This window comes from Micromonospora sp. WMMA1363, from assembly GCF_030345795.1.
In the GTDB taxonomy this organism is placed as follows: Bacteria; Actinomycetota; Actinomycetes; order Mycobacteriales; family Micromonosporaceae; genus Micromonospora.
In genome coordinates this window covers 1307778-1331549 of record NZ_JAUALB010000001.1, presented here as the reverse complement: position 1 = coordinate 1331549, position 23772 = coordinate 1307778, and the positions used below count along the sequence as shown (strand labels likewise).

The following is a 23772-nucleotide window of genomic DNA, read 5'->3' as shown; positions in this document are numbered from 1 at the left end:
CGACCCGCGACAACGGCGGTTCCGGCCTTCGGGCAAGGCATGTCGTCGCGGGTGCCACCGGGTACGGCATCGAGGTCCCACGTCCCATGCGCGGTTCGATGTTCGCGGTGAGGCTGCCCCACGGCACGGCAGGGATGAGCCCGGCTGCCGGGCACCCGACTGTCGACCCGGCACTCCACCGTCCGATGGCTCGGCGCGAGGGCGAAGGCGAACATTCCGAGGCCGTCTGTCCCCGTTGGTATTCCGCGGGCAGCCCCGGCTGTGCCCTGCTCGCCGCTCGGTGAGCAGGGCACAGCGACGAGCAGGGCACAGCGACCACGCAACGAACGAACGGTGAGGACGACCCCCATGAGAACCGACGATCCGGATGCTGACAGCCACCTGAGCCGTGGCCGCCGATCCCACGGAGGCCGGCGGTGAGTCTGGTCGCGGAAGTGCCCGGCACCGGGCTGGACGTCCCGGCGACCGCGACCGTCGCCGTCATCGGCACCGGGGCGATCGGCCAGGATCTGGTCAGCAAGGTCGATCGTTCGCCTGCCCTGGAGTGCCGGTTGGTGGCCGGGCGCAGCCCGGAATCGGCGGGGCTACGCTACGCCGAGGGCCTCGGTTACCCCACCACGGCTGACGGAATCGACGCCGTCCTGGCCGCCGAGCGTCCGTTCGATGTGGTGTTCGACGCCACCAACGCCGTGTCCCACCGGGAGCACTGGCGGCTGCTCGAGCCGCTGGGCACGCTCGTGGTCGACCTGACCCCCAGCAAGGTCGGGCGGATGGTGGTGCCCACCCTCACCGGGCTCGAGGCGGTGACCGGACGCAACGTCAACCTGATCAGCTGTGGTGGCCAGGCTTCCGTGCCGATCGTGCACGCGCTCGCGGAGCGCTTTCCGGTGTCGTACCTGGAGGTCGTCTCCACCGTGGCGAGCGCGTCCGCCGGCCGCGCGACCAGGCTCAACCTCGACGAGTACGTGGCGGCCACCGGGCAGGCCGTCCGCGCGTTCTCCGGGGTGACCGATGTCAAGGCGATCCTGAACATCAGCCCGGCGGTGCCGCCGGCTACCTTCCGCACGGCCGTGCACGCCCGGATCCCCGGCGTCGACGTCGCGTCGGTGCGCGCGGCCGTCGAGCCGGTGGTGCAGCGGGTGCGTTCCTTCGCTCCCGGGTACGCGGTCACCGCCTGCGCCGTGGTCGGTGACCGGGTGAGCGTATCCGTGCAGGTCATGGCGCACAGCGACGTACTTCCGTCGTACGCGGGGAATCTCGACATGATCAACGCGGCGGCCGTGCTGGTCGCCGAACAGCACGCGGCGCGGCTGGGCCGCGACCGCCGGGCGGAGGTGACGCGGTGACGCAGGTCCTGGTCCACGATCCGACCCTGCGCGACGGCCAGCACGCGGTCCGGCACCAGCTCGGGGTGACCGCTCTGCGCCGGTACGCGGAGGCCGCTGACGCGGCCCGGATCCCGGTGGTCGAGGTCGGCCACGGCAACGGGCTCGGCGCCTCGTCGATGCAGGTCGGGCAGGCCGCGGTGAGTGACGACGAGATGCTGGCGACGGTACGCGAGGCGCTGCGGCACAGCCGGCTCGGCGTGTTCATGCTGCCCGGTTGGGGCACCTCCACCGATTTGCGGCGGGCGATCGGGCACGGCGCCGACGTCGTGCGCATCGGGGTGCACGCCACCGAGACTTCGCTGGCCGAACGGCATCTGGGCTTCCTGCGGGAGGCCGGCGCCGAGGCTCAGTGCGTGCTGATGATGAGCCACATGGCCACCCCCGACGAGCTGGCCGAACACGTCGCCCGCGCCGTCGGGTACGGCGCGCAGGCGGTGGGGATCATGGACTCGGCGGGCCACTTCCTGCCCTCGGACGTCACGGCACGGATCACCGCGATGGTCAAGGCGGTCGACGCCGTCCCGGTGATCTTCCACGGGCACAACAACCTCGGCATGGCCGTCGCCAACTCGGTGGCCGCCGCCGACGCGGGCGCCCGGATCATCGACGGCTGCGCCCGCGGTTTCGGAGCGGGAGCGGGTAACACCCAGCTCGAAGTGCTGGTGCCGGTGCTGGAACGCAGCGGGTTCACCACCGGCATCGATCTGTACGCGCTGCTCGACGCGGCTGATCTGGCCGAGCGTGAGCTGATGCCCGCGCCGCCGGTGACCGCCTCGATGAGTATCGTCAGCGGGCTGGCCGGGGTGTTCTCCGGCTTCAAGCACCGGGTGGTCGAGCTCTGCGCACCCGCCGGCGTCGACCCGCGCGACGTCTTCTTCGAACTTGGCCGGCGGCAGGCGATCGCCGGCCAGGAGGACCTGATCGTGGACGTGGTGGCGGAGCTGAGTGCCCGCCGGACCACCCGGTGACCGAGCGCGTGGGCGCCCGCCAGCAGTGAGGACAGAGGACATGGCAGTTTCGCAGGAGTCGGGCGTACCGGTCGCCCGGATGACGTTCGAGGAGTTCCAGGCACTCGGCCCCGGTGGCCTGTTCAAGGCCGACGTGCCGGTGGTGATCTCGTTGCCGGACAGCGTGCGGGGGCTCGGGCGCGAGGGCGTGGCGGCCCGGTTGGCCGACATGACCGTCACCCTGTTCACCGAGCCGGGCGACAAGAACCACCCGGGGCGCTGGGAGACCCGGGACATCAAGCTGCGGGACTTCTTCGCCGACGAGCGCAACCTGACCGAGTCGGACACCTGGCACCGGGTGGTGTCGAACATCCGCAACAGCCCGGCCGACGTCAACGCCGTGACCGGCTTCGACGCGGAGGAGTTCTTCGGCTACGGCAGCTCGTTGTACGCGGCCAACCTGTGGATCAGCCACCGTGGCGTCTTCACCAAGAACCATTTCGACGAGTTCGAGAATTTCAACATCGCGCTGGAGGGCCGCAAGCGGTTCATCATCGCCCCGCCCGGATCCCGTGAGTACTACCCCCGGTCGGTGCTGCGGGGGTTCGGCGACAAGTCCCGGGTGTTCGACCTCGACAACGTCGACCTCGGCCGCTACCCGAGGCTGGCGCCCAAGCTCGCTCAGCGCCGCGACTTCGTCCTCGAACCCGGCCACATGCTCTATCTGCCGCTCGGTTGGTGGCACCAGGCCGAGTCGCTGGACGAACTGAACATCAATGTCAACTTCTGGCTGAAGTCGAAGAAGATTATCCGCAGGCCACACGTACTGGGCGTCGCGCTTTACACGTACGCCTACCGGCGGGTCAAGGGTGTCTACAGCTACAAGCCCACCGAGGTGAACTCGTGATGAGTGATCGCAAGACCATCACCCCCACGCACCGCTACCGAAACAACGACAAGCTCATCGGCATCGGCAACACCTTCTGGAACATGTCCGAGGAACACGGGGTCGCCGGCATCGTCGGTGGCCTCTCCGACGGCGTGTTCACCACGGCCGACGGCCACCAGTTCGTGAACTTCACCGTCTGCTCCTACCTGGACCTGGACACACATCCGAAGGTCATCGACGGGGCGGTCACGGCGCTGCGCCGGTTCAACGTACTGGACCACTGCATCCCGCGTACCCGAGTGCAGACGCCGGTGCTGCTGGAGCTGGAGGAGTCGCTCAGCGAACTGTTCGGGGCGACGGTGATCAGCGCGATCTCCACCGCGGCGGCCAGCACCGGCCTGCTACCGCTGGTCGCCTCAGGCCACCTCGGCAACGGCACCCGGCCGCTGATGGTGTTCGACAAGAACGCCCACGTGTCGCTGGCCAACGCCAAGCCGAGCTGCGCCGACGAGTCCGAGGTGGTCACCTGCAAGCACCACGACCTCGACTACCTCGAGGACATGTGCCGCACCTACCAGCGGGTCTGCTACGTGGTGGACGGCTCCGACAGCCTCGGCGGCTACGCACCGGTCAAGGAACTGGCCGAGTTGCAGGACAGATACAACATGCTGGTCTTCTACGACGACTCGCACTCGCTGTCGGCGTACGGACAGCGGGGCATCGGCTACGTGCGCACCCACTCGCCGGTGCTGGACCAGCGGACCATCTCGGTGGCCACGTTGAGCAAGGGCTTCGGCGCGGGCGGCACGGCCATCCTGCTCGACGGCTACCCACACGAGACGCGCCGGCTCGTCGAACGCTTCGCCGGCCCGCTGGGCTACTCACAGAAGATGAACGCCGCCGCGGTCGGCGCGGCGCTCGCCTCCGCTGAGATCCACCGCACGGCGGAGCTCGACCAGCTTCAGGGGCGGCTGCGCGCCAACATCGCGCTGTTCGACTCGCTGCTGGCGACCAGGCAGTCGGGCGAGTCGTACCCGATCCGGCTGGTGCCGATGAGAGACGACACGGTCGTCGAGGCCGCCCAGCAGGTCTTCGCGGCCGGCTTCTACACCTCGCCGGTGTTCTTCCCGATCGTTGCCCGGGGGACGGCCGGGTTGCGGGTGATGCTCCGCGCCGGCCAGACCGAGGAGCAGATCCGGCGGCTCTGCACGGTCCTGGTGCGGGCCGGGGCGCGCCCGGCCGCCGCACTCGACAAGCCAGCGACCCGGTGAGCGCCGTGGTGCGCGCGATCCCGCGCAGCATCCTCTACACCCCGGCACTGTCTCTGGACCGGGTCGTGAAGGCGTGGTCGTACGATGCGGACGTGCACCTGATCGACCTGGAGGACTCCGTCCCGCAGGCCGAGAAGCCGGCCGCGCGGGTGGTCTGCCGGGACGCGTTGGAGAAGGCGCCGCAGCCGGCGAACGTCGCCGTACGCATCAACGAACTGGGCAGCATCGCTGCGGTCCACGACCTGCTGATGCTCACCGACAGCACGGTACGGCCCGGCATCGTCATGATGACCATGGTGACCTCGGCGGCCGAGGTCACCCTACTGCGACGGATGTTGGCCTCGGCCGGCGCGCAGCCGGAGATCTACGTGACGGTGGAGACCGTCGAAGCGGTCACCGACATCGACGCGATCGCCCGGGAGGCCGACGGCATGGTGCTGGGCTCGGCCGACCTGGCCGCCACGCTCAACGTCGAGATCACCTGGGAGGCGATGCTCGCGGCCCGGCAGGCGATGGCGATGGCCTGCGCGCGCCACGGCACGGCCTGCGTCGACACCGCCAACTTCCGGCTCTCCGAACCGTCCGTGCTCACCGCGGAGACAGCACGGGTTCGGGCCCTCGGGTTCCACGGTAAGGCGACGGTGCACCCGGGCGAGCTGGCCGCCATCAACCAGGCCCTGCGACCCCAGGCCGACGACCTGCGGCTGGCCCGGCGAGTCGCGGCGACCGTCGGGGCGGCCAACGGTGGCATCGCCGTTCTGGACGGCAACATGGTGGGCCCGCCGTTCGCCCGGATGGCCCGCGCCACCGTGGCCCGCGAGGACGCCTGGCAGGCCCGGTTCGGCGGCGTCGGATGACCGCACCGGTGACGGTCGGCGCAGCGGACATGGCTGGTCCGCGGCGGATGACCCGGGTTGTCGACGTGCTCGCCGAGATGTTCGTGGACCTGGCCGCCGGCCGGACCCGGTCCCCGGCCCGCACCGTCGTGGAGCACGGCGAGCAGAAGGTGCTGCTGGTCAGCCCGGCGGTCTGGGAGCGGCGCCGGGTGGGCAGCGTCAAGATCACCACACTGACCCCGGACAACCCCGGGCGGGGCCTGCCGCTGATCCACGGGATCGTCGCGCTCACCGACCTGGAAACCGGGCGCATCACGGCGCTGCTGGACGGCGCCGAACTCACCGCTGTGCGTACCGGGGCGGTCGCGGCGCTGGCCACCCGCTTCTGCACCGCCGCCGACGCCGACGACCTCGCCGTCGTCGGCGCGGGCGTGCAGGCCCGCGCCCTCATCCGGGCGGTGGCGACGGTCCGTCCGATCCGTACCGTCCGGGTCTTCTCGCGGACCCGCGCCGGCGCGGAGAAACTCGCCGACGAGGTGCGGGCGACAACGGCGATCCGGGTGACGGTCTGCGACAGCGCGCGGGCCGCCGTCGCCGACGCCCCGATCATCTGCACGGCCACCTCCACCGGCGACAGCACCCCGGTGGTGGCGGCGGACTGGGTGGCTCGAGGGGCGCACGTCAACGTGATCGGTGGTACCCACCCGGACGCGATCGAGCTGGACCCGGCCCTGCTGGGTGACGCGGTGACCGTGGTCGAAGACCAATCCGCCGCGCTGGACGGCGCGGGGGAGGTCCGGGCCGCGCTGGCCGCCGGCCTGCTCGGCCCGGACGACCTGCACGAGCTGGGCCGGCTCGTCGGCGGCGAGGTCGAGGTCGGTGGCCGGAGCTCGGTGCTGCGGACCGTGGGCATGGCCATCGAGGACACCGCCGCGGCCGTGGCGTTGCACAACGGGGGAGGGGACGTCGGATGAGCGGGTTTGAGCAGGTCGACGCCGGGTCGGCCGGGCACCCGTGGTTCGGTGACCGGCGGCTGGCGCCAGCCGCACCGGTGGACACCATCCGGCACCTGCTGCGCAGCGGACTGCAAGACACCGGCTGGCCGTACCAGCCGGTGCTGCCCGCCGCGCCGATGACCATCCCAAGCGCCTCGTACGCGGAGATCTTCCGGGTGGCCGGCGTTCTGGTCGAGCTGCTGCGGCGTACCGCCCTGGAGACAGCACCCAGCACGCGGGAGCGGCTGGCGGTCTACCGCATGCCGGACAGCGAGGACCAGCTCTGGATGCGCGACCTGCTCCTCGACGAGGGGTACCCGCACTGCGTGGTGCGGCCGGACCTGATCATCGGGCCGGACGGGCCGCGGTTCCTGGAGTTCAACGTCAGCGGCGCGCTCGGCGGCGTGGTCGAGACGCAGAGCCGCCTCGACGTGTGGCGGGCGCTGTATGCCGACGAGGACGGCCGCGCGCCGTTCCACTCGCCGGAGCCGTTCGCCGTGCGCGCCACGATGTTCCGCTCGCTCAGCGCGGAGCTGGCGGTGGCGCCCCGGGTGGCCATCGTCGGCAGCGCCCGGGTCGAGGGAGCGACCAGCCGGTACTTCGAGGTCGAGGCCGAGCACCACCGTGCGCACGGGCTGACCACCCGCTTCTTCGAGCCGGAGGACCTGCACGAGGCGTGGGACCGCCCGCCGCACCTGCGCTATCCGGTCGGGCTGCGCAACTTCACCATCCCGGACTGGGCCGACGCAGGCGTGGCGACGGCACCGGTGCAGGACGCCCTGGACCACGGCTGTCTGCTGGTGGGAACGCAGACGTCGACCTTCATGCACAGCAAGCTGACCATGGGTTTGCTGTCGGAGGGTCGGCCCTGGATGACCACGGCGGAGCGGGAGCTGGTCGACCGTTACCTGCCGTGGACCCGGGTGCTCTCCGACCGCAAGACCGAGTGCGGGGGTCAGCAGGTCGACCTGCTGCCGTACGTGGTGAACAACCGCGAGCGACTGGTGCTCAAGGAGGCCCTGGGGGAGTGTGGCAAGCAGGTGGTGATCGGTCGGGAGGTGGGTCGCTCGGCGTGGGAATCCGCCGTGGCCGCCGCGGCCGACGGGTCCAGCGTCGTGCAGGAGTACGTCGCGCCCCGGACCTGCCGGGTGGCGCTGATCGCCGACGGCGCCGACGAACCCCACGATGTCGACGTCGCCCCGGTGCTGGGGCCGCTGCTGTTCGGTGGTCGCCCGGCCGGGCTGTTCTGCCGCTACTTCACCGACGGCTCCGCCGGCATCGTCAGCGTCCGGGGGTGGACCAGCAGCGCCGACAACGCCATGGTGGCGATCTGACCGCCCCTGATCCCGTCCACCGAACCTCCGGAGAACCAACGTATGACGCTGCGCCGAGTCAACGACAACGAGTACGTCGAGGAACACGGCGGGGACTACGAGGACTTCGAGCCCGGCATGGTGATCCGGCACTGGCCGGGGCGTACCATCTCCGAGGCCGACAACACGTGGTTGACCCTGCTGACCATGAACCAGCACCCGCTGCACTTCGACCAGCACTACGCCACCGCCGCCGAGTACGGTCGGGTGCTGGTCAACAGCGGTATTACGCTGTGCCTGATCGGTGGGATGACCGTGCAGGCGCTCTCCGCCCGGGCGGTGGCCAATCTGGGCTGGGACAAGGTGCGCCTCAAGGAGCCGGTCTTCGTCGGTGACACCCTCTACGCGACGAGCCGGATCCTGCACAAGCGACTGTCGAAGTCGCGGCCCGGAAACGGCATCGTGACGGTGGAGACGACGGGCACGAAGGCGACCGGCGAGCCGGTGATCGTCTTCGAGCGGTCCTTTCTGGTCCGCTGCTGCGACGCTGGCTGAACCGGGGGGCCGCGGCGTTCCGAACGGTACCGCGGCCCCCCGGACCACCGACCGTCGTCGGGAATCCGCCGGGCGGCGACGGCGGCCGGGTCTGGCAGTATGACGGCATGACGAGCGAGAAGCAGGCGAAGGCCAGCCACCGCGGCATTCCCAGCAGCAACGAGTTCCGTGACTTCATCGCCTCCGGTTGGGCCACCCCCGACCGGGAGCCCACGCCCCGCGCCGAGGTGGCAGACCACGCCGCCCGCCGCCGCGCCGTTGTGTCGCAACGGTTCCCCGGCGAACGGCTCGTCATCCCCGGCGGCGGCCTGAAGGTGCGTAGCAACGACACCGACTACACGTTCCGCCCGCACACCGCCTTCGCCCACCTCTCCGGCCTCGGCGCGCACGCCGACCCGGACAGCGTCCTGGTGCTCGATCCGCAGCCGGGCGGCGGCCACCAGGCCATCCTCTACTTCCGCCCGCTGGCCCCACGCGACAGCGAGGAGTTCTACGCCGACTCCCGCTACGGCGAGTTCTGGGTCGGTCCCCGGCCGACCATCGCCGACCGGGAGTCGGAGTTGGGCATCACCGCGCGCCACCTCGAATCGCTCGCCGACGACCTGGCCAAGGACGACGCTGCCGCCCGGATGCGGGTGGTCCGCGCGGCCGACCCACAGCTCGCCGAGCTGGTCGACGCCGTCCGCGCCCAGGCGGGCGCGACCGGGTCCGCGCAGGAACGGGAGGACGCCGACGCGGAGTTGGCCGCCCACCTGTCCGCGATGCGGTTGGTCAAGGACGAGTGGGAGGTGGCCGAGATGCGCAAAGCGGTCGCCGCCACCCACCGGGGCTTCGACGCGATCATCGCCTCGCTACCCGAGGCGGTCCGCAAGGGTCGCGGTGAGCGTTGGGTCGAGGGTGTCTTCGGCCTGTACTCCCGGCACGAGGGCAACGGCGTCGGCTACGAGTCGATCTGCGCCGCCGGTGACCACGCCAACACCATCCACTGGACGAGGAACACCGGTGAGGTCCGCGAGGGCGATCTGATCCTGATCGACTGCGGGATCGAAATCGACTCCCTGTTCACCGCCGACATCACCCGCACCCTGCCGGTCACCGGCCGCTTCAGCGACGTGCAGCGCCGGATCTACGACGCGGTGTACGAGGCGCAGCAGGCCGGACTGGCCGCGGTGAAGCCGGGCAACAAGTTCAGTGACATCCACGCCGCGGCGAACGCGGTGATCGCCCGGATCCTGCATGAGTGGGGGCTGCTGCCCGAGGGAGTCACCCTGGAGCAGACCCTGGACCGGGAGCATGGCGGCTGGCACCGTCGCTGGATGGTCCACGGCACCTCCCACCACCTGGGCATGGACGTGCACGACTGTCAGCTGTTGCTGCGCGAGGACTACATGGACGGCGAGTTGAAGCCGGGCATGATCCTCACGGTCGAGCCGGGCCTCTACTTCAAGGCTGAAGACCTGCTGGCACCGGAGGAGTTCCGCGGCATCGGCGTGCGCATCGAGGACAACGTGCTGGTGACCGAGGACGGCTGCGAGAACCTGTCCGCGGCGATGCCGCGTACCTCCCACGAGGTGGAGGAGTGGATCACGCGGGTGTGGGCGAACGCCTGACCCGACGTCGGGGCGAGGCCCGCGACCGGCGTGCTCCGGCCGTGGGCCTCGCCCCGTCCGGCCCGCCAGACCGGTGCGATCCGGCGCCCTTCACCAGCCTGTCACGGTTGGGGGTGGTTGTGGTGATGCCGCTGCGGTCAGCTCCGGCTGCTGTCGTGCGAGGTGAAGTGCGGCGAGCACCGCGGCCTGGACGATCGCCGTCGGGTGGTAGAGCTCCTTGCCATACCAGAGCGGCGGACGGGGGCTGTGGCCCGCCGCGTCACGCAGGTACGCCCAGCCGCGCCTCGTCGCCGCGTGGACTCCAGCGGTGCCCGGGGACGCGGTCAGGAGCACCTGCAGCGCATAAGCGGTCTCCTCGGCGGTGCCGCCCCAACGCCCCCACGACCCGTCGGACCGTTGGGTGGACACGATCCAGTCGACGGCCTTCACCACCGCGTCGACCGCGATGGGGCGGCGGCCGAATTCACCGAGGGCGAGGGCGCAGCACATGGTGGCGTAGTACGGCGAGGCGTGCCATCGGTCGTGCCACTGTCCATCGGGCAGCTGGTGCTCTCGCAGGGTCGTCGTCAGCCGCTCGATGGCTGCCACGTACCGAGCCGCGGGGTGGGCGTTACCGTGCACGTGCTGACCGAAGGCATCCAGGACGTGTGCGTTGGTGGTGACGGAGAACCCGTCCTCGCCTGGCCACGTGCAGAACCCGTCCGCGGTTTCGTACGTCCACAAGCATCCGGGGTCCAGTGGCCGGCCGAGCTGTCCGAGCGCATACAGCGCCACCGACGTGGTGTCCGCGTCGGCGGGAAGTCCAGGCCCGGTGCGGGTCCCCTTCGGGCCCATCGCCGCGCCCAGGCTCGCCACGATGCCCGGGGGCACCGCGATCCGCATGCCGGCGCGTGCCAGTCCGCTCACCACCCACGCCTGTTCGAAGACGGTGATGGGAAACGGACAGGGGACAGGTCCACCATCAGCGACGTTCGCCAGGTGGACCAGGGCGGGCTCGGTGGGGGTGAGTGAATCGGGGCCGCCGATCCAGGCAGCCGTTGCCGCCGGCGAGGCACCGACGGCGCCGGGCCCCACCGGGCGGATACCCGCGGCGCGCCGGGCAGCAGGGCCCAAGACCTCCAGGAAATGCAGCAACTTGCCGGGCAGCTCAGCTCCAGCCGCCAAGGCCTGCCGGACCTTGAGTAGGCGGGCCTCGTCCATGCCCGCCGGCAGACCCAACCGCACGCCCTGCCAGGGTTCGAGGCAGGGCGCCGCCGCATGCTCGATTCGGTCAAGGTGCTGATTGATCTCTGTCACCAGGGACGGCACGATGAGGTCCGCTCCCGGTGTGTCCGGCACCAGCAGGTCTGCGCGGAGCCAGTTGCTGAGCGCCTGCATGCCTCGGGCGGCCGCGGTGGCCAGGCGCGCCGCCCCATGATCCCGCTGTGCCCCTGCCCCTATTGCCCGGAGGGTCGCGAGAAGCGCCTCGGTGGCGCTCAGGGTGGGAACCAGTGCGTACCCCTGCGGCGGGCCCCACCCTCCGTCCGTCCGCTGGGCGCGCAGCAGGTGCGCGATGCGATCGGCGTGCCCGTCGAGCCACGGTGCCAGTGTCACGAACCGTGCGGTCTCGTGCACCGAGGGGGCAACCTGACCCCACGGCTCCGCTTCCAACCCGGCGATCAGATCACGAACGGCGGCCCCGATGTCGCCGTTCACGGCGCCGGTGGGCACGGTCCCCTCGCTGATCACAGGTTGCCCCAAAAGTCTGACAGCTGATAAAAGCCGCTGGTGAACGTAACCTGCCGTCTCAGGAAAGCGGCCTGCCGGGGGCAGGTTGTTTCCAGGGGCCGAATCAGGTCGTGGCAGGCCTCGATGACCGCCGCGAGCCTGGTGGTCACCTCGGTGGAGTCGCTCACCAACATGAGTGCGTTCAGATCTCCCCACTGGAGGTCACGCCGATACGTCGCCAGGTCGTTGATCAGCCGGATCGCGCGCTGCACCGCCCGGCTGGCCGCTCTCAGGTCGTCGAGGTGATCGAGGCTGTCCGGGTCAGCGAGGTGAGCCCAGTGCGTCACGCTGACCAGAACGCCGGCGACGTTGTCGGCGTTGGCCAGGTACTCGTCGAGCGTCGGAGCCGAACGTCGAGAGGCTGGTGGCGCCTCGTGCGTGGTCTTCCACCTCAACTCCAGCGCCATCGCTGCGAACACGCGCCCGAGTTCTTCTCGCCACATCGGATACACGGCCGCGAACCCCGGTGCCACAGCCAACTCGTCCCGAATGTCGGCAAGCAGCCGCGCCAGCGGGTGCTCGTCGTCGCGGCGGCTGCCATCCGCGACCGCGAGGCAGCCAGCGACGAGAGCCGAGACGTCCCTTTCCGTCTGCGCCAGATAGTCGACGTGCCAGTCCGCCGCGAACACCCACAACACAGTCCGAGCGGTAGGCCGCAGCTGCTCGAAGGTGCACTCGGGCGCGGTGAAGGCAACCGACATCGCGATGCCGCTGACGAGCGCAGGGTCGAACGGCCGGCCGACGAACAGGTCCTGGTGGTGGGACACGACTTCGTGTAGGTCACGTTCGAGGCTGACCGCCAACGCGCAGGCCCGTCCCTGCTCCGCTGCGGTGAGCGCGTCGCCGGCGGCGAGCGGTACGTGCGGGGTCGGAGTCACGAGACCGAGGATCTTCCGCACGATGGCAGAGCGGGCGTGTTCGGCCGGTCCGCGGCGATGCACCGAGCCGTGGCGTGAGGTCGGCTGAGCCGGAACCGATACCGGCTCAGCAGCGTAGCCATGATGATGGAGGCCTCGTGCAAGAGGAGACGCTGGCTACGGCCCGGCCGGCGACGGCGTTCGCCTCAGACATTGAGCTCCTTACCGATCCGTCGTTCACCCGGACGCTTTGGGGCGGTAGCCCGGCCACCGGTCTGGTGAAGCAAGGGCATGGATGATCATCGCATGCATGCCCCCGCCACGCCAGGTGGCGCGACATTCCGCTCGAAGCCGTCAGACTCTCGGGCAGCTACCGAAGGTGGCACTGGATCGACGGGTCGTGAGCGCGCGAGGGGTCTTCACCCGTGCCGGTGGCCCGTCAGTTTGTCGCCCATCCGCTGGTCGGTACGCGCCGCCGGCGTGGGCAGCTCGCGCGACCCGCAACGCCGGCAGGACGGCCGCTGGTCCGTCATGGAGCATCCATCGGGTCATCCCGCGAAGGCGCGGATGCGGGGAATCAGTTCGGCGGCGTCACCCTCCTCCAACCTCAAGGCCCCACCGACTCGGGCTCGCGCCTCCGTCCCTTCATCACGTGCTGAAGCAGGGTGATGAGGACCTCCTTGCTGGACTCCCGTTTACGGGCGTCGCACAGCATCACCGGCACATCCGGGTCGAGGTCCAACGCCATCTGCACCTCTTCGAGGCTGTACTGCCGGGCACCGTCGAAGCAGTTCACCGCCACGATGAACGGGGTGCCCTGCCGCTCGAAGTAGTCGACGGACGGGAAGCAGTCGGCGAGTCGGCGGGTGTCGGCGAGGACGACCGCGCCGAGCGCGCCGAGCGCCAACTCGTCCCAGACGAACCAGAACCGGTCCTGTCCGGGCGTGCCGAACAGGTAGAGCACCAGATCCTCGCTGATGGTGATCCGGCCGAAGTCCATCGCCACCGTGGTGGTGCTCTTCTCCTCCACGCCGGAGATGTCGTCGACCCCGACACCCCTTTCGGAGAGCACTTCCTCCGTGCGCAGGGGTTTGGTCTCGCTGACCGTGCCGACCATGGTGGTCTTGCCCACCCCAAACCCGCCGGCGATCAGGATCTTGGTGGCGGTCGGTACCCGGTTGCCGCCCGCAGGTCCGTCAGAGCGCTCGAAGTCCATTGATAACTGCCTCAAAGATGCTGTCGTCGGGAAGATCTGTCGTAGGCCGGGGCTCGCGGACCTGGACGAGTTGCCGGTCGAGCAGGTCGTCGAGGAGTACCCGCACGGTGCCGACGGGAAGGTTGAGGTGTGCCGCGACCTCCGCCACCGACAGTGGACGTCGACACATGCTGACCACTCGGAGCTGCTCAGGTCCTATGCCGACGTCGTGCGCGGCCGGCGATCGGACGGTGGTCACGAGCGAGATCAGGTCGAGCAGACTGCCCTTGATAGGTCGGGTTCGCCCATGCGTCAGCGCGTACGGTCGAACGACCGGGCCGGCTGCGTCGTCGACCCACAGCTCCTGCGCGGATTCGTCTGGGGGAAGGGTCATCGTCGCGTCAAACTCTCCTCGAACGGCTGATCGCTGTTCCGCGCCGGCGACGCCAGATACTTGCCTGTCCGGGTGACGAGCATGGCCATTTCGTAGGCGATGAGACCCACGTCAGCGTCACCGGAGGCCAGCACCGCGAGACATGCGCCACGACCAGCCGCGGTGACGAACAGGAACCGGTCGGCCATCTCGATGATGGTCTGGCGGATGGAGCCGCCGTGGAATCGTTCCGCCCCTCCTCTGGCCAGGCTCTGAATCCCGGCCGCCATGGCCGCCAGATGGTCTCCGTCGTCGCGGCTCAGCCCCTCTGAGGCGGCCAGCACCAGACCGTCCGCGGAGAGGACGACCGCATTCTCCGCCTGCCTGACGCGCCCGACCAGATCGTTGAGCAACCAGGCCAGGTCAGGGCTCGCGGCTTCTCTGTGCACCACGTTGTCCTCTTTCTGTCCGGCCAGCGGCCGAAGTGTGATCTCGCAGCTCCGGTTAGTTACTGGGCTATTCATCCGCCGCCGGCACGTCGTTCGGGCCTCCACCGGGGTCGCTCGCCTGGCCGGACTCGTCGTCGAGCAGGCGCGTGGCATCGGTGCGGCCGCGTTGGGTACCGCTCTGGTAGGAACTCATCATCTTGCGCACCTCCTCGGGTGGTCGGGGCGCGTCCTCATCGTCTGAGCCGGCACCGGTACGTGCACCCGTGGAATCCCGCAACTGTTGCGCGAGGCTGGCCTGACGTACCCGCAGTGGCAGGCCGCCCGGGGTGTGCGAGGTCGCCGGAGGCGTGGCCGGATTGGCGGAGGCCCGAACGCCGGTCGCGGTTGGCGCAGGTTCGACCGACGGCGACAGGTCCTTCCGTGCCCGGCCGCTTCGCGCCCGCTGACGGTCCGCGGCGGGGGCGGGCGGATCGGCAAGACCGATCGCGCTGGCAGGCAGCGCGTTGCCGCCTGCTTGTGCACCATCGTCGCTGCGGCGGGTCGCAGCCGACACTCGCCCGCCTACCCGAGAAGCGGCTGGGAGCTCGTTGTCGGAGACCTCGGTCACGAGGTCGGTGGGGATGAGAACGACGGCAGTGGTACCGCCATATGGCGATTCCGTCAACTGCACGTGGATTCCGTGCCGGTGGATGAGGCTGCTCACCACGAACAGGCCCAGTCGAGAGGCGTTGGCCAGGTTGAACTCTTCCTGGCTGTTGATCTGCGCGTTGGCGGCGGCGAGATCCTCCTGGCTCATGCCGAGGCCGCGATCCTCGATCTCGATCACGTAGCCGTTACCGACCAGTTGCCCCTTCACGTTGACCCGTGTGTGCGGCGGCGAGAACGACAGGGCGTTCTCGATCAGTTCTGCCAACAGATGGATCACATCGCTGACGGATCGGCCGGCCAGGCTGACGGAGCCGACGTGCCGCACATCGACCCGTCGGTAGTCCTCGACCTCCTGGATGGCGCCACGCACAACGTCGATCATGGGAACGCTCTTCCGCCACGCGCGGCCGGGCTTCGCTCCGGACAACACGATCAGGTTCTCCGCGTTGCGCCGCATCCGGGTCGCGAGGTGGTCGACTCCGTACAGGCCCTCGAGCGTGTCCGGGTCTTCCTCCTGCCGCTGCATGTCGTCGAGCAGCGTCACCTGCCGGTGGACGAGCGCCTGGGTACGTCGGGCAAGGTTGAGGAACACCTCGCGCACGTTGCGCCGTAGTTCGGCCTGTTCCACCGCGGTCCGGATGGCGGTCTCCTGGACGCGGTTGAATGCTTGGCCCACCTGCCCGATCTCGTCGTCGCCGAAGTCCAGTGGTGGGGCCTCTGCGGATACGTCCACCTGCTCGCCTCCGCGGAGCCGGGCGACCACGCGGGGCAGTCGCTCCTCGGCGAGCTGGTGGGCGGCATCGCGAAGCCGCTGCAGCTGGGCCACGAGAGCCCGCGCGGTGGTGATGGACACGACGATGGAGGCGATGACAGCGAGCAGACCGAGACCCGCGGCCAGGAACAAGCGGACGATCACCCCGATAGCGACTGGCGTCGACCGGTCCACAAGGGCGTGCCCACTGTCGAGCACCATGTCCTGCATCTCGGTCAGCGCGGCGTCGGAGACGCGGTCCCACTCCGCTGCCGTGACGGCAATCCTGGTCTGCTCGCGGTCGGCCGAGATGACCTGTTGTTCTACGCGCCGCAGGTCAGCGATCGACTCGCCAGCGATCAGCTGGCGGAACAGCGTCCGGTCAGGTTCTCGCAGCTTGACCTCGACCTGATCAGCAAGATACTGCTGCACGGAGGCCAGCTGGGTGAATTGAAGGTATTCGCCGGGGGTAATCCTTCCGGCGGCCAGCGCGCCCGAAAGAAGTGCGTCTTCCTGCGAGATCAGCTCGCGGACACGGTACAACTCGATCAGGTGCTGGCCGTCTTCCTTAATTTCCGGGTCGTCAATGCTGCCCACGACGTTATAGAGCTGGAACAGTGACTCGATGACGGTGCTGTAGGAGGTAGCGGCGGCTGCCCGGTCGACGGATCGGTCGCCGATGGACTTACGGACGTTTGACAGGCCGTCCAGCGCAGCGATCGTCGCGTCCACGTGTCGTTCGGTGTCGGCGTCGCCGGCCAGTCTGGCCTTCCAACTACGCGCTGCGGCCTTGAACGAGTTGGTGTTCCGGTCAACGGCGCTGCTGGCGGCCTCGAACGCCTCGCGTCGTGCGGTCGTCGGTCCGCCGAGGTAGGCGACGGCGTGGCGCCGCTCGACCTGCAACTCCAGGAGCAGGGGCTCGCTCGGCAGGACGATCTGGCTGTTGATCGTCTGCACGCCGAGCAGGTTCACCCCTTCCCGCAATGTCACCCACGCGGCAAAGGCCCAGAGGGCAACGAGTGAGGCAAGGAGGGCAATAACCTTGTTGCGCAAATTCGTGCTGCGAGGCCGCATTTAACCGTCCCATGCCGGGCATTAGGAACTTGCCGGCGGGGCATGCCGAACAAGTTGTCGTGCAGACTGACGCACGCTAGCAGTTGTCAGACTATTTGCTCAAGACCGCACAACCCCGGCGGGAGGGGACCGACGGGCCGTGACCCAACAGGCGTTCACATCAGCGCAGGTGGCCGCCATTGTGCTGCCGCGAGGAGCCAGGCGGTCGGGTCGCCGCCCTGGCGCGGCGCTGGGAATTCCACTGCCAGCACTTACCGCGCCAATGATCAGCGTCGGCCAGGGGCAGGTCCTTGTCGCGGGCCACACGCCCGATCGCCGTTCCCGGTCGGAAGCGTCCACATCGGCGCCGCGGGCCGCCGATTGCCGGTAGGTGTGCGGATCCGCTCGCCCCTATCGAGTGGCCGAACGTTCGACAGGGATCAGGATCATTTCGACCCTGCGTGCGGGACGCAAGGATCCGGCGACCTTGATGCGCGGGATGCTGGGGTCGGTGACGGTGAACCGGAACCTGTTCAACAGCGTGGCCACGATCAGGACGGCCTCCAGGTTGAACAGATGCTCGCCAAGACAACGGTGCATGCCCACGCCGAACGGATAGTGGGCATAGCGATGGCGTTCGCCCCCGGCCGCGCGGCCGGGGGCGAACCGTTCGGGGTCGAACAGTTCCGCGGTCGGGCCCCACCAAGCGGTCATCCGCTGGGTGGCATAGGGGGACAGGATCACGGTGGCGCCCTTGTCGATCCGGACTCCACCGAGGACATCGTCGGCGGCGGCGCGGCGCGGCACGAACCAGCCCGCGGGATACAGACGCAGGAGTTCCTCGAGGACCATCTTGGTGTAGGTCAGCGCGGGCAGGTGGTCGGCGCGGACGGGGCCGGCACCCACCACGCGTTCGATCTCGTCGTAGAGCTTGCTCGCCACGTCGGGATGGTTGGCGAGGACCGGCCAGAGCCAGGTGAGCGCCACATAGCTGGTTTCGGTGGCCACCGCGACCATGGACACCAGGTCATCGCGCATCTGCTTCTCACTCAGGGGATCGCCGTCCTCGGTACGCCCTCGGGCCAGTGCGGAGAGGAGGTCGTCTCCGTCGCCTGGCTCGCGTAGCGCGCCGCGCAGAACAGGCAGCAAGATGTCGTCGATGGCCCGCACGGCATCGCGGAAGCGGCGGTCGCCGGGCATCGGGAGCCACCACGGCACGAATGGCGCCAGGATCCGGGGCGCCATCGCGGTGACGATCGTTTCCTGCGCCGCCATGATCGTAAGAGCCTGCTCCACCGTGATCCGACCGGCGAAGAACGTTCGCGTAATCACGCCGCAGACGATCCTGGACAACTCGCGGCCGACGTCGATGGGGATTGCCGTGGCGGCCGAGGCGTCGAGTTCGTCCACGGCGACTGCGATCGCGTCGGCCATGGCGTCGACCATGGCGTTGATGCGGGTTGGCCGGAACAGTGGTGCCAGGGTTCGCCGGCTGGCCGCCCACGTCGCTCCCTCGGCGAGGATGCCGTCGCCGACGAATTTGCGCACGGAGCGCCACATCGCCGTGTCGTCACCCCGCGGATAGATGGCCGCCTTCTGCTGCAGCACCTCATGCACGTGGGCTGGATTGGTGACGAGATACGGACGAGAGACACCCAGCCCTATGCGCACGACGTCGCCGTTGGACCAGTTCCCAACATCGACGAACGTTCGGTGGGCATCGCGGAGAACCGACGGGAGCGCCCTCCAGGCCGGCACCGTACTGGCTCGCACTCCTGGCATCGCTCTAGACATCAAGTACCTCCACAGCGCCTCCCCACGTGGACGGTGTCGCAACAGGACGGTGTCGTAACAGACTGACTCGCGGCTCAAGCCAAGCGCCGCTCAGTGTGCACTGTGCAACCGCCAGCGTGCAATGTGTGTCTGTTTCACTGTCCGGCGGCGATGTAGGTCCCGTGGCTGACCTGTCAATCGCCGAGATTGCCGCGCAGACCGACACGCCCAGCGGCACCGTCAAGGCCCGCCTCGCCTGTGGCCGCACGGCCCTCGCCACCCGGCGATGCCGCCGGATGGAGCAGGACCTGACCGTCACGTCTTGTCCTTGGCCTTCCGGCGGCCATGGGGCCATCTCGACGGCGGCGTCCCTGACGACTACGGCGAACGCGGGTAGCGGACCGGCACCCCACGGTGCGCCGGTCCGCTACTGCGCCGTTGTCATCGTTGTCGTCGTTGTCGTCGTTGGCGTCGTGGACTACGGGACGTGGCCGAGGAAGCCGGCCACCGTAGTGGTGAACGCAGTGGGGTCGTCGACCCAAGGGTAGTGCCCGGCGCCGATCTGGACATGTAGCTGCGCGTCGGGGAACACGGCGACCAGCTGGGCGGCTTCCTGGGGTACCGGCTGCGGGTCGTACTCGCCGGCGAGTACGAGTACCGGGAACGGCAGCACGCCGAGAGCGGCTGTCATGGCGGTGGTGTCGATGTGTAGGCCGTGGTGGAAGCGGTGTGCTGCCTGGGGGTCGCGTCGCTGGGACGCTTCGGCGGCGGCGTGTGCCTGGGCCGAGGCGTCCCAGGAGCCGTAGAAGAACGGTGCCATCGCGGCGATGACCTGAGGCGGTGTGTGTGCGCCGCGTGCGGTCCGGATGTCCAGGGCGGTGCGGGCGGCCGGATACCACGACTGTTCGCGGCGGGCCTGGCAGGCGGCCGCGAAGCCGCCGTCGATGACCGCCCCGGTGGTGCGGTGTCCGCCGCAGACCAGTACCAGGCGCCGCAGCCGATGTGGGTGGGCAGCGGCGTAGAAGACGGCGACCTGCGCCCCGGCGGAGTGCCCGAGCAGGTCAAACGTTCCCAGCCGCAGATGTTCGCGGAGCACTTCGACGTCAGCGGGCAGCCGGTCGCCGCGCAAGGTCGCCGGATCGACGGGATCGCTGGACGCTCCGGTGCCACGGTGATCGAGGATGATCAGGGTGTGGTGTGCGTCCAGGCCACCCACGGTTCCCAGGTAGGTGCTGGCCCGGCCAGGATCACCGGGTATCACGACCAGCGGCGGACCGTCGCCGCTTCGGTGATACGCCAGCCGGGTGCCGTCATAGGAGGTGAAGAATTCCGGCAAGCGTGGGCCCCATCTGGTTGAGGGAAGTCCGCGGTCGCATCCTGCGATCGGGCAGGGGACAGGCCCGTGCGGTTCAGCCGATCGACTTCGCGTCGGATTCCAGCACCTCGACGAGGCGTTGCTTGACCGCGTCCGCGTGGGCGAGCGGTCGCCGGGTGCCGCTTGCCTGCGCCGGTACGCCACGGTCGGCCAGCAGGTACAGCATCCGCAGGGTGCGCAGTGCGTTGGAGACGTAGACCGGGGTGGTGCCGCTGGCCACGGCCCGCAAGTCCGCCCCGATCGCGTCGAGCCAGCAGACCGACCGGTCTGGGGTCAGTTCGGGGCGGGTGAGGGTCAGCGCGATCGCCCGGGCCAGCCGGTCGTCCTCCCGCTCCGCGTACAGATACCCGGTCGGTGTGAGCATCCGCGCGGCGGCAAGGTCGAGCATCGCGGCCGGTTCCACCCCGGGGTGGCGGCCGAACGCGCCGAGCAGGTCCGCGCCGTGCGCTACCGCGTGCAGCCAGCCCAACTTCTCGTCGTAGCCACGCAGGTCGAGTTCGGCCGGATACCAGGCGGTGAACGCGTCCAGCCAGGTCTGCCGGAAGTCACCCCGGCTGACGATCATGTCGAGGACCAGCGGCGCGAAGGTGCGGGCCTCGGTCTGTGGATCGGTGAACCGGGCGGCCATCTCGTCACCCAGCGATGCCCGCCGTTCACCAGCGATCACGTCGCGTTCGATCCACGTGCGCAGCACCACGTACGGGTAGCCGTCGCGTACCTGCGGGTCCGGGTCTTTCAAGCACAAGGCCAGCTCAGCGATCAGCACATCGAGATCCTGACCGGTGGGAAACGCACAATCCGCGGCGTAGATCTGACCGGAAAATGACCTTGACCACGTCGGGGTTTGGGCAGGCGGTATCACCGGGCCGGCGGCGCCTGGACCGGTTGGTGGCGGGTCGGTCAGGTGGTGGCGTTGAGGGTGACGGTATGGCCGAGGGCTTCGAGTTGCCGGACGAGGGTGTTGAGCTTGCGGTCGGTGTTGACGCGCCGGTCGTAGTAGTCGGGGCCGAGGTCCTGGTAGCGGGCGGTCGGGTCGGCGAGCAGGTGCCAGATGATGACCAGGATGGAGCGGGCGACGGCGACGAGGGCCTTGCCTTTACCGCGGCGTTTGACGATGCGCCGGTAGCGTTCGGCGAGGAAGCTGCCGCCGCTGCGGGCGGCGGTGCCGGCGGCCAGGCCGAGGACGCCTTTGAGGTACGGGTTGCCCTTGCCGGCTTTGCCCGCGCTGCTGCTGGCGCCGGATTGGATGGTGCGGGGGCAGAGCCGGGCCCAGGACACCAGATGCCCGGCGGTGGGGAATCGAGTCATGTCCAGACCGACTTCCCCGATGATCAGCTGGGCGGTCTCGGGACTCAATCCGGGGATCTCGGCCAGGCGCTGCACCGCGCTGGCCGCGGGTGGGGGCGATCCGTCGCCGGTGGAGTCCGGCGGCACCGCCGGCTGGGCGGGGCCGATGTCGTTGACCAGCTCGCCGATCCGGGCGGTGAGCTGGGTGATCTGTGTGTCGAGGCGGTCGATCTGGTCGAGGAGGATCCGGGCCAGCTCGCCGTGATGCTCGTCGAACCGTCCGGTCAGCGCTTCCACCAGGGCCGCGTGTTTGCCGCGCAGACGCCCGCGTGCCAGGCCGGCCAGTTCCTGCGGGTCGCTGCGCCCGGCGATCAGCGCCTCGACCATGTCCCGCGTCGAGAGCGTCTGCAGCTTGCTGGCCACCGAGGTGACCTTGATCAACGCGTCTTCGAGGAGCTTCTCCAGCCGCTGCCAGTTGCGGGTCCGGTCCCTGGTCAGGTCGACCCGCATCCGGGTGTAGTCACGAAGTACCCGGATCGCAGCCGGTGGCACGAACGAGGGTCGCAGCATGCCCTTCTCGGTGAGCTTGGCCAGCCACACCGCGTCGAGCTTGTCCGTCTTCGGGCGGCCCGGCACGTTCTTGACATCGCGGGCGTTAACCAGTTGCACGTCCAGACCCGCCGATTCGAGCAGGTAGTACCAGATCCGCCAATAATCCGAGGTGGACTCGACGGTCACCTTCTCGATCCCCAGCTCGGCGAGCTGGGCAGCGAGGTCGCTGACCGCGTTGGTCGTCGCCGGCACCTGCCACACCCGGCTGGTCCGCCGCACACCCGCCCCGCTGGGCAGCCGGGTGCACACCATGCCCGAATCCTTGGCGACATCGACCGCGGCGACCCGCTCCAGAACCTGTTCGTACTCCTCGTCAGGGATCTCCTCGGGAGACGCCCGCATCGATACCGCCCTTCGCGCGCAACGGACAACAGGTGGGCCGCCCGGGGGCCTCGGTCGGGAACCGAAAATCTGACCGGCGTGCTCGAAGCAACAATGCGTTGACCCTTCAGGTCCGGGCCCCGGCGTCAGACTTGTTCACGGGCTACACATGTCCCAAGATCGATCGACGTCGGCGGGCGACCCGGCCGCTATTTTCACGCCTGCGTGGCGTCGCGAAGAGACCGGGTGACTTGTTCCAGTCAGTCACAGTCGGCGAGGCTATCCCGCAGACGCCTGCGGCCACCAGCCAGTATCCGCCGTCAGGCGAACCTCTCCGGGCTAGCCACACGGTCCGTGACCGCAGGGTGATCTACGGCTACCCACGCGGGACGTGCGGGGTGTGGATCGAGCAGATGACCCGCAGGGATGTCCGGCCAATGGCGAGAGACCTTGTCCAGGTCGATCTGCCCGCGGGTGGCCTTGTTCGTCAGCGCGTAGTCGGCACCCTGGTTGATGCGTCGCGTGCGTCGATCCCGTTCGCCTGGCAGACCCCAGCCAAGATCGTCACTGCGGCTGGCCGCTGCACCGATCCGCCTCAACCCAAGACGGGACACGCACGCGATCCTGATTATCAGATTATCGAAATTTCTAATCCGATAATCAGGGTGACCATCCTAGAAACCGGACAAAGAGTCGCTACATCATAATGACAGTTCTTGTGCGTAAGTACTTGCTGTGGTGTAGTCGGAACCCGTACCCGCAGCCCTGGTCCCCGGGAAGCTGCGCGTGCCCAAGCGGCAGCAGAGCGCGCTCACCACGCGATCAAGGAGTATCGGGCGCTGCGGCGCATCGAGCACGGCGACCCGCTGTGGAACCTGATCTGTCAAGTTCCTCCGGTTATGGCAGATCAAGTGACTACTGAGACGGCCCGCTGTCCCCCGAAGCTCACCCCACCCTGCTCCGGATACCGGCCGTAACGGGCGCCGGCTCCTGTCGGGCGAAACTGGAAACTGTGGGCCAGCCGCGCGTCGTCGGCAACAGAAGCGGGCACCGTCGTTCCGCAGGCTGTTCGGCAGCATGTCAGTGCTGGTGACAGGAGTCGGCGTGGGCCTGGTTGACGGCTTCGGGGTACGTCTGAGCCCGCTCGTGCTCTGCGAGCGCCCGGTAGATGCTGGCCAGGCCCGGGTTCTGCCCTTTGCGCTTGCCGGTGGGGACGATCAGGTCCGGTCGGATCTGCTCGACGGACTCGCCTGTCGCCCGGCGGCCGGAGCACACGGTGTGCAGCATGTCGTCAGTGATGACCGGCGGGGGCCGCCGTTCCTTCCCTTGCCAGCGGCCGCATCGAGTCCTTCGAGCGTGCGTCGCGGATGCTCTCTCGCTCAGTGTCGGTCATGGCGGCGAAGAAGCCGAACAACATGCGCCCGCGCCGCCGGGGTCGTAGATACCGGGCAGCGGGCCGGCCAGCATCTCCAGGACCAGGCCGTGGGCGGTGACGCGGTCGCGGCCA

General features: G+C 69.2%; 20 protein-coding genes and 1 pseudogene. 10 read left to right on the top strand and 11 right to left on the bottom strand.

Annotated features, from left to right (window positions below):
- The first annotated feature begins 416 nt into the window (after positions 1 to 416).
- From QTQ03_RS06135 to QTQ03_RS06095, 9 genes are all read left to right on the top strand, one after another.
- Positions 417 to 1346, top strand: coding sequence for an acetaldehyde dehydrogenase (acetylating) (locus tag QTQ03_RS06135; protein ID WP_289277127.1), 930 nt, complete (start codon positions 417 to 419; stop codon positions 1344 to 1346).
- Positions 1343 to 2356 carry a 4-hydroxy-2-oxovalerate aldolase gene (gene dmpG / locus QTQ03_RS06130; RefSeq protein WP_289277126.1) on the top strand — a complete coding sequence of 338 codons (1014 nt, stop codon included), beginning with the start codon at positions 1343 to 1345 and terminating at the stop codon, positions 2354 to 2356. The genes QTQ03_RS06135 and dmpG overlap by 4 nt, the downstream gene beginning before the upstream one ends.
- Before the next feature lie 79 nt (positions 2357 to 2435).
- A complete protein-coding gene (locus QTQ03_RS06125) occupies positions 2436 to 3242 on the top strand; it encodes a cupin-like domain-containing protein (RefSeq protein WP_289280703.1) in 807 nt (268 codons plus the stop codon).
- Positions 3242 to 4495: an 8-amino-7-oxononanoate synthase family protein gene (locus QTQ03_RS06120; RefSeq protein WP_289277125.1), complete on the top strand. Its 1254-nt coding sequence runs from the start codon at positions 3242 to 3244 to the stop codon at positions 4493 to 4495. The genes QTQ03_RS06125 and QTQ03_RS06120 overlap by 1 nt, the downstream gene beginning before the upstream one ends.
- A complete protein-coding gene (locus QTQ03_RS06115; protein ID WP_289277124.1) occupies positions 4492 to 5352 on the top strand; it encodes an HpcH/HpaI aldolase/citrate lyase family protein in 861 nt (286 codons plus the stop codon). Before QTQ03_RS06120 ends, QTQ03_RS06115 begins: the two co-directional genes overlap by 4 nt.
- Positions 5349 to 6305 (top strand): ornithine cyclodeaminase family protein, encoded by a 957-nt coding sequence (locus QTQ03_RS06110; RefSeq protein ID WP_289277123.1) that lies wholly within the window; start codon positions 5349 to 5351, stop codon positions 6303 to 6305. The genes QTQ03_RS06115 and QTQ03_RS06110 overlap by 4 nt, the downstream gene beginning before the upstream one ends.
- Positions 6302 to 7660, top strand: a complete 1359-nt coding sequence (locus QTQ03_RS06105; RefSeq protein WP_289277122.1) for a hypothetical protein — start codon at positions 6302 to 6304, stop codon at positions 7658 to 7660. Before QTQ03_RS06110 ends, QTQ03_RS06105 begins: the two co-directional genes overlap by 4 nt.
- A 42-nt stretch (positions 7661 to 7702) precedes the next feature.
- Positions 7703 to 8194, top strand: a complete 492-nt coding sequence (locus QTQ03_RS06100) for a MaoC family dehydratase (protein ID WP_289277121.1) — start codon at positions 7703 to 7705, stop codon at positions 8192 to 8194.
- A gap of 107 nt (positions 8195 to 8301) precedes the next feature.
- Entirely contained in the window at positions 8302 to 9804 is a 1503-nt protein-coding gene (locus QTQ03_RS06095; RefSeq protein WP_289277120.1) for an aminopeptidase P family protein, read from the top strand.
- 90 nt (positions 9805 to 9894) lie between these two features.
- Here the strand turns inward: QTQ03_RS06095 and QTQ03_RS06090 are convergent, their stop codons facing one another.
- From QTQ03_RS06090 to QTQ03_RS06060, 7 genes are all read right to left on the bottom strand, one after another.
- Entirely contained in the window at positions 9895 to 11514 is a 1620-nt protein-coding gene (locus QTQ03_RS06090) for a prenyltransferase/squalene oxidase repeat-containing protein (RefSeq protein WP_289277119.1), read from the bottom strand.
- Positions 11515 to 11528: 14 nt separating this feature from the next.
- Positions 11529 to 12449, bottom strand: a complete 921-nt coding sequence (locus QTQ03_RS06085) for a terpene synthase family protein (protein WP_289277118.1) — start codon at positions 12447 to 12449, stop codon at positions 11529 to 11531.
- Between the two features lie 586 nt (positions 12450 to 13035).
- Positions 13036 to 13644 carry a GTP-binding protein gene (locus QTQ03_RS06080; protein WP_289277117.1) on the bottom strand — a complete coding sequence of 203 codons (609 nt, stop codon included), beginning with the start codon at positions 13642 to 13644 and terminating at the stop codon, positions 13036 to 13038.
- On the bottom strand, positions 13625 to 14017 hold the full coding sequence (locus tag QTQ03_RS06075; RefSeq protein WP_289277116.1) for a DUF742 domain-containing protein: 393 nt from the start codon (positions 14015 to 14017) through the stop codon (positions 13625 to 13627). The genes QTQ03_RS06080 and QTQ03_RS06075 overlap by 20 nt, the downstream gene beginning before the upstream one ends.
- Positions 14014 to 14448: a roadblock/LC7 domain-containing protein gene (locus QTQ03_RS06070; protein WP_502889701.1), complete on the bottom strand. Its 435-nt coding sequence runs from the start codon at positions 14446 to 14448 to the stop codon at positions 14014 to 14016. Before QTQ03_RS06070 ends, QTQ03_RS06075 begins: the two co-directional genes overlap by 4 nt.
- A gap of 64 nt (positions 14449 to 14512) precedes the next feature.
- Positions 14513 to 16918: a sensor histidine kinase gene (locus tag QTQ03_RS06065; protein ID WP_289277115.1), complete on the bottom strand. Its 2406-nt coding sequence runs from the start codon at positions 16916 to 16918 to the stop codon at positions 14513 to 14515.
- Positions 16919 to 17308: 390 nt separating this feature from the next.
- Entirely contained in the window at positions 17309 to 18655 is a 1347-nt protein-coding gene (locus QTQ03_RS06060; RefSeq protein WP_289277114.1) for a cytochrome P450, read from the bottom strand.
- Positions 18656 to 18852: 197 nt separating this feature from the next.
- On the opposite strand from QTQ03_RS06060, the pseudogene QTQ03_RS06055 reads away from it, so the two are divergent.
- Positions 18853 to 18948, top strand: a pseudogene (locus QTQ03_RS06055) (sigma factor-like helix-turn-helix DNA-binding protein); the annotation flags it as partial.
- A gap of 200 nt (positions 18949 to 19148) precedes the next feature.
- On the opposite strand, the gene QTQ03_RS06050 reads toward QTQ03_RS06055, so the two are convergent.
- The 4 genes from QTQ03_RS06050 to QTQ03_RS06035 all read right to left on the bottom strand — a co-directional run bounded on the left by QTQ03_RS06050 (position 19149) and on the right by QTQ03_RS06035 (position 23552).
- Complete coding sequence (locus tag QTQ03_RS06050; RefSeq protein ID WP_289277113.1) at positions 19149 to 20006, bottom strand: alpha/beta fold hydrolase; 858 nt, start codon at positions 20004 to 20006, stop codon at positions 19149 to 19151.
- A gap of 73 nt (positions 20007 to 20079) precedes the next feature.
- Positions 20080 to 20811 carry a DUF2785 domain-containing protein gene (locus tag QTQ03_RS06045; RefSeq protein WP_289277112.1) on the bottom strand — a complete coding sequence of 244 codons (732 nt, stop codon included), beginning with the start codon at positions 20809 to 20811 and terminating at the stop codon, positions 20080 to 20082.
- A gap of 134 nt (positions 20812 to 20945) precedes the next feature.
- The gene (locus QTQ03_RS06040; protein ID WP_289277111.1) at positions 20946 to 22286 is read right to left on the bottom strand and encodes an IS110 family RNA-guided transposase; all 1341 of its coding nucleotides are present in this window, start codon (positions 22284 to 22286) and stop codon (positions 20946 to 20948) included.
- Between the two features lie 1059 nt (positions 22287 to 23345).
- The gene (locus tag QTQ03_RS06035) at positions 23346 to 23552 is read right to left on the bottom strand and encodes a hypothetical protein (protein ID WP_289277110.1); all 207 of its coding nucleotides are present in this window, start codon (positions 23550 to 23552) and stop codon (positions 23346 to 23348) included.
- Between the last annotated feature and the right edge of the window lie 220 nt (positions 23553 to 23772).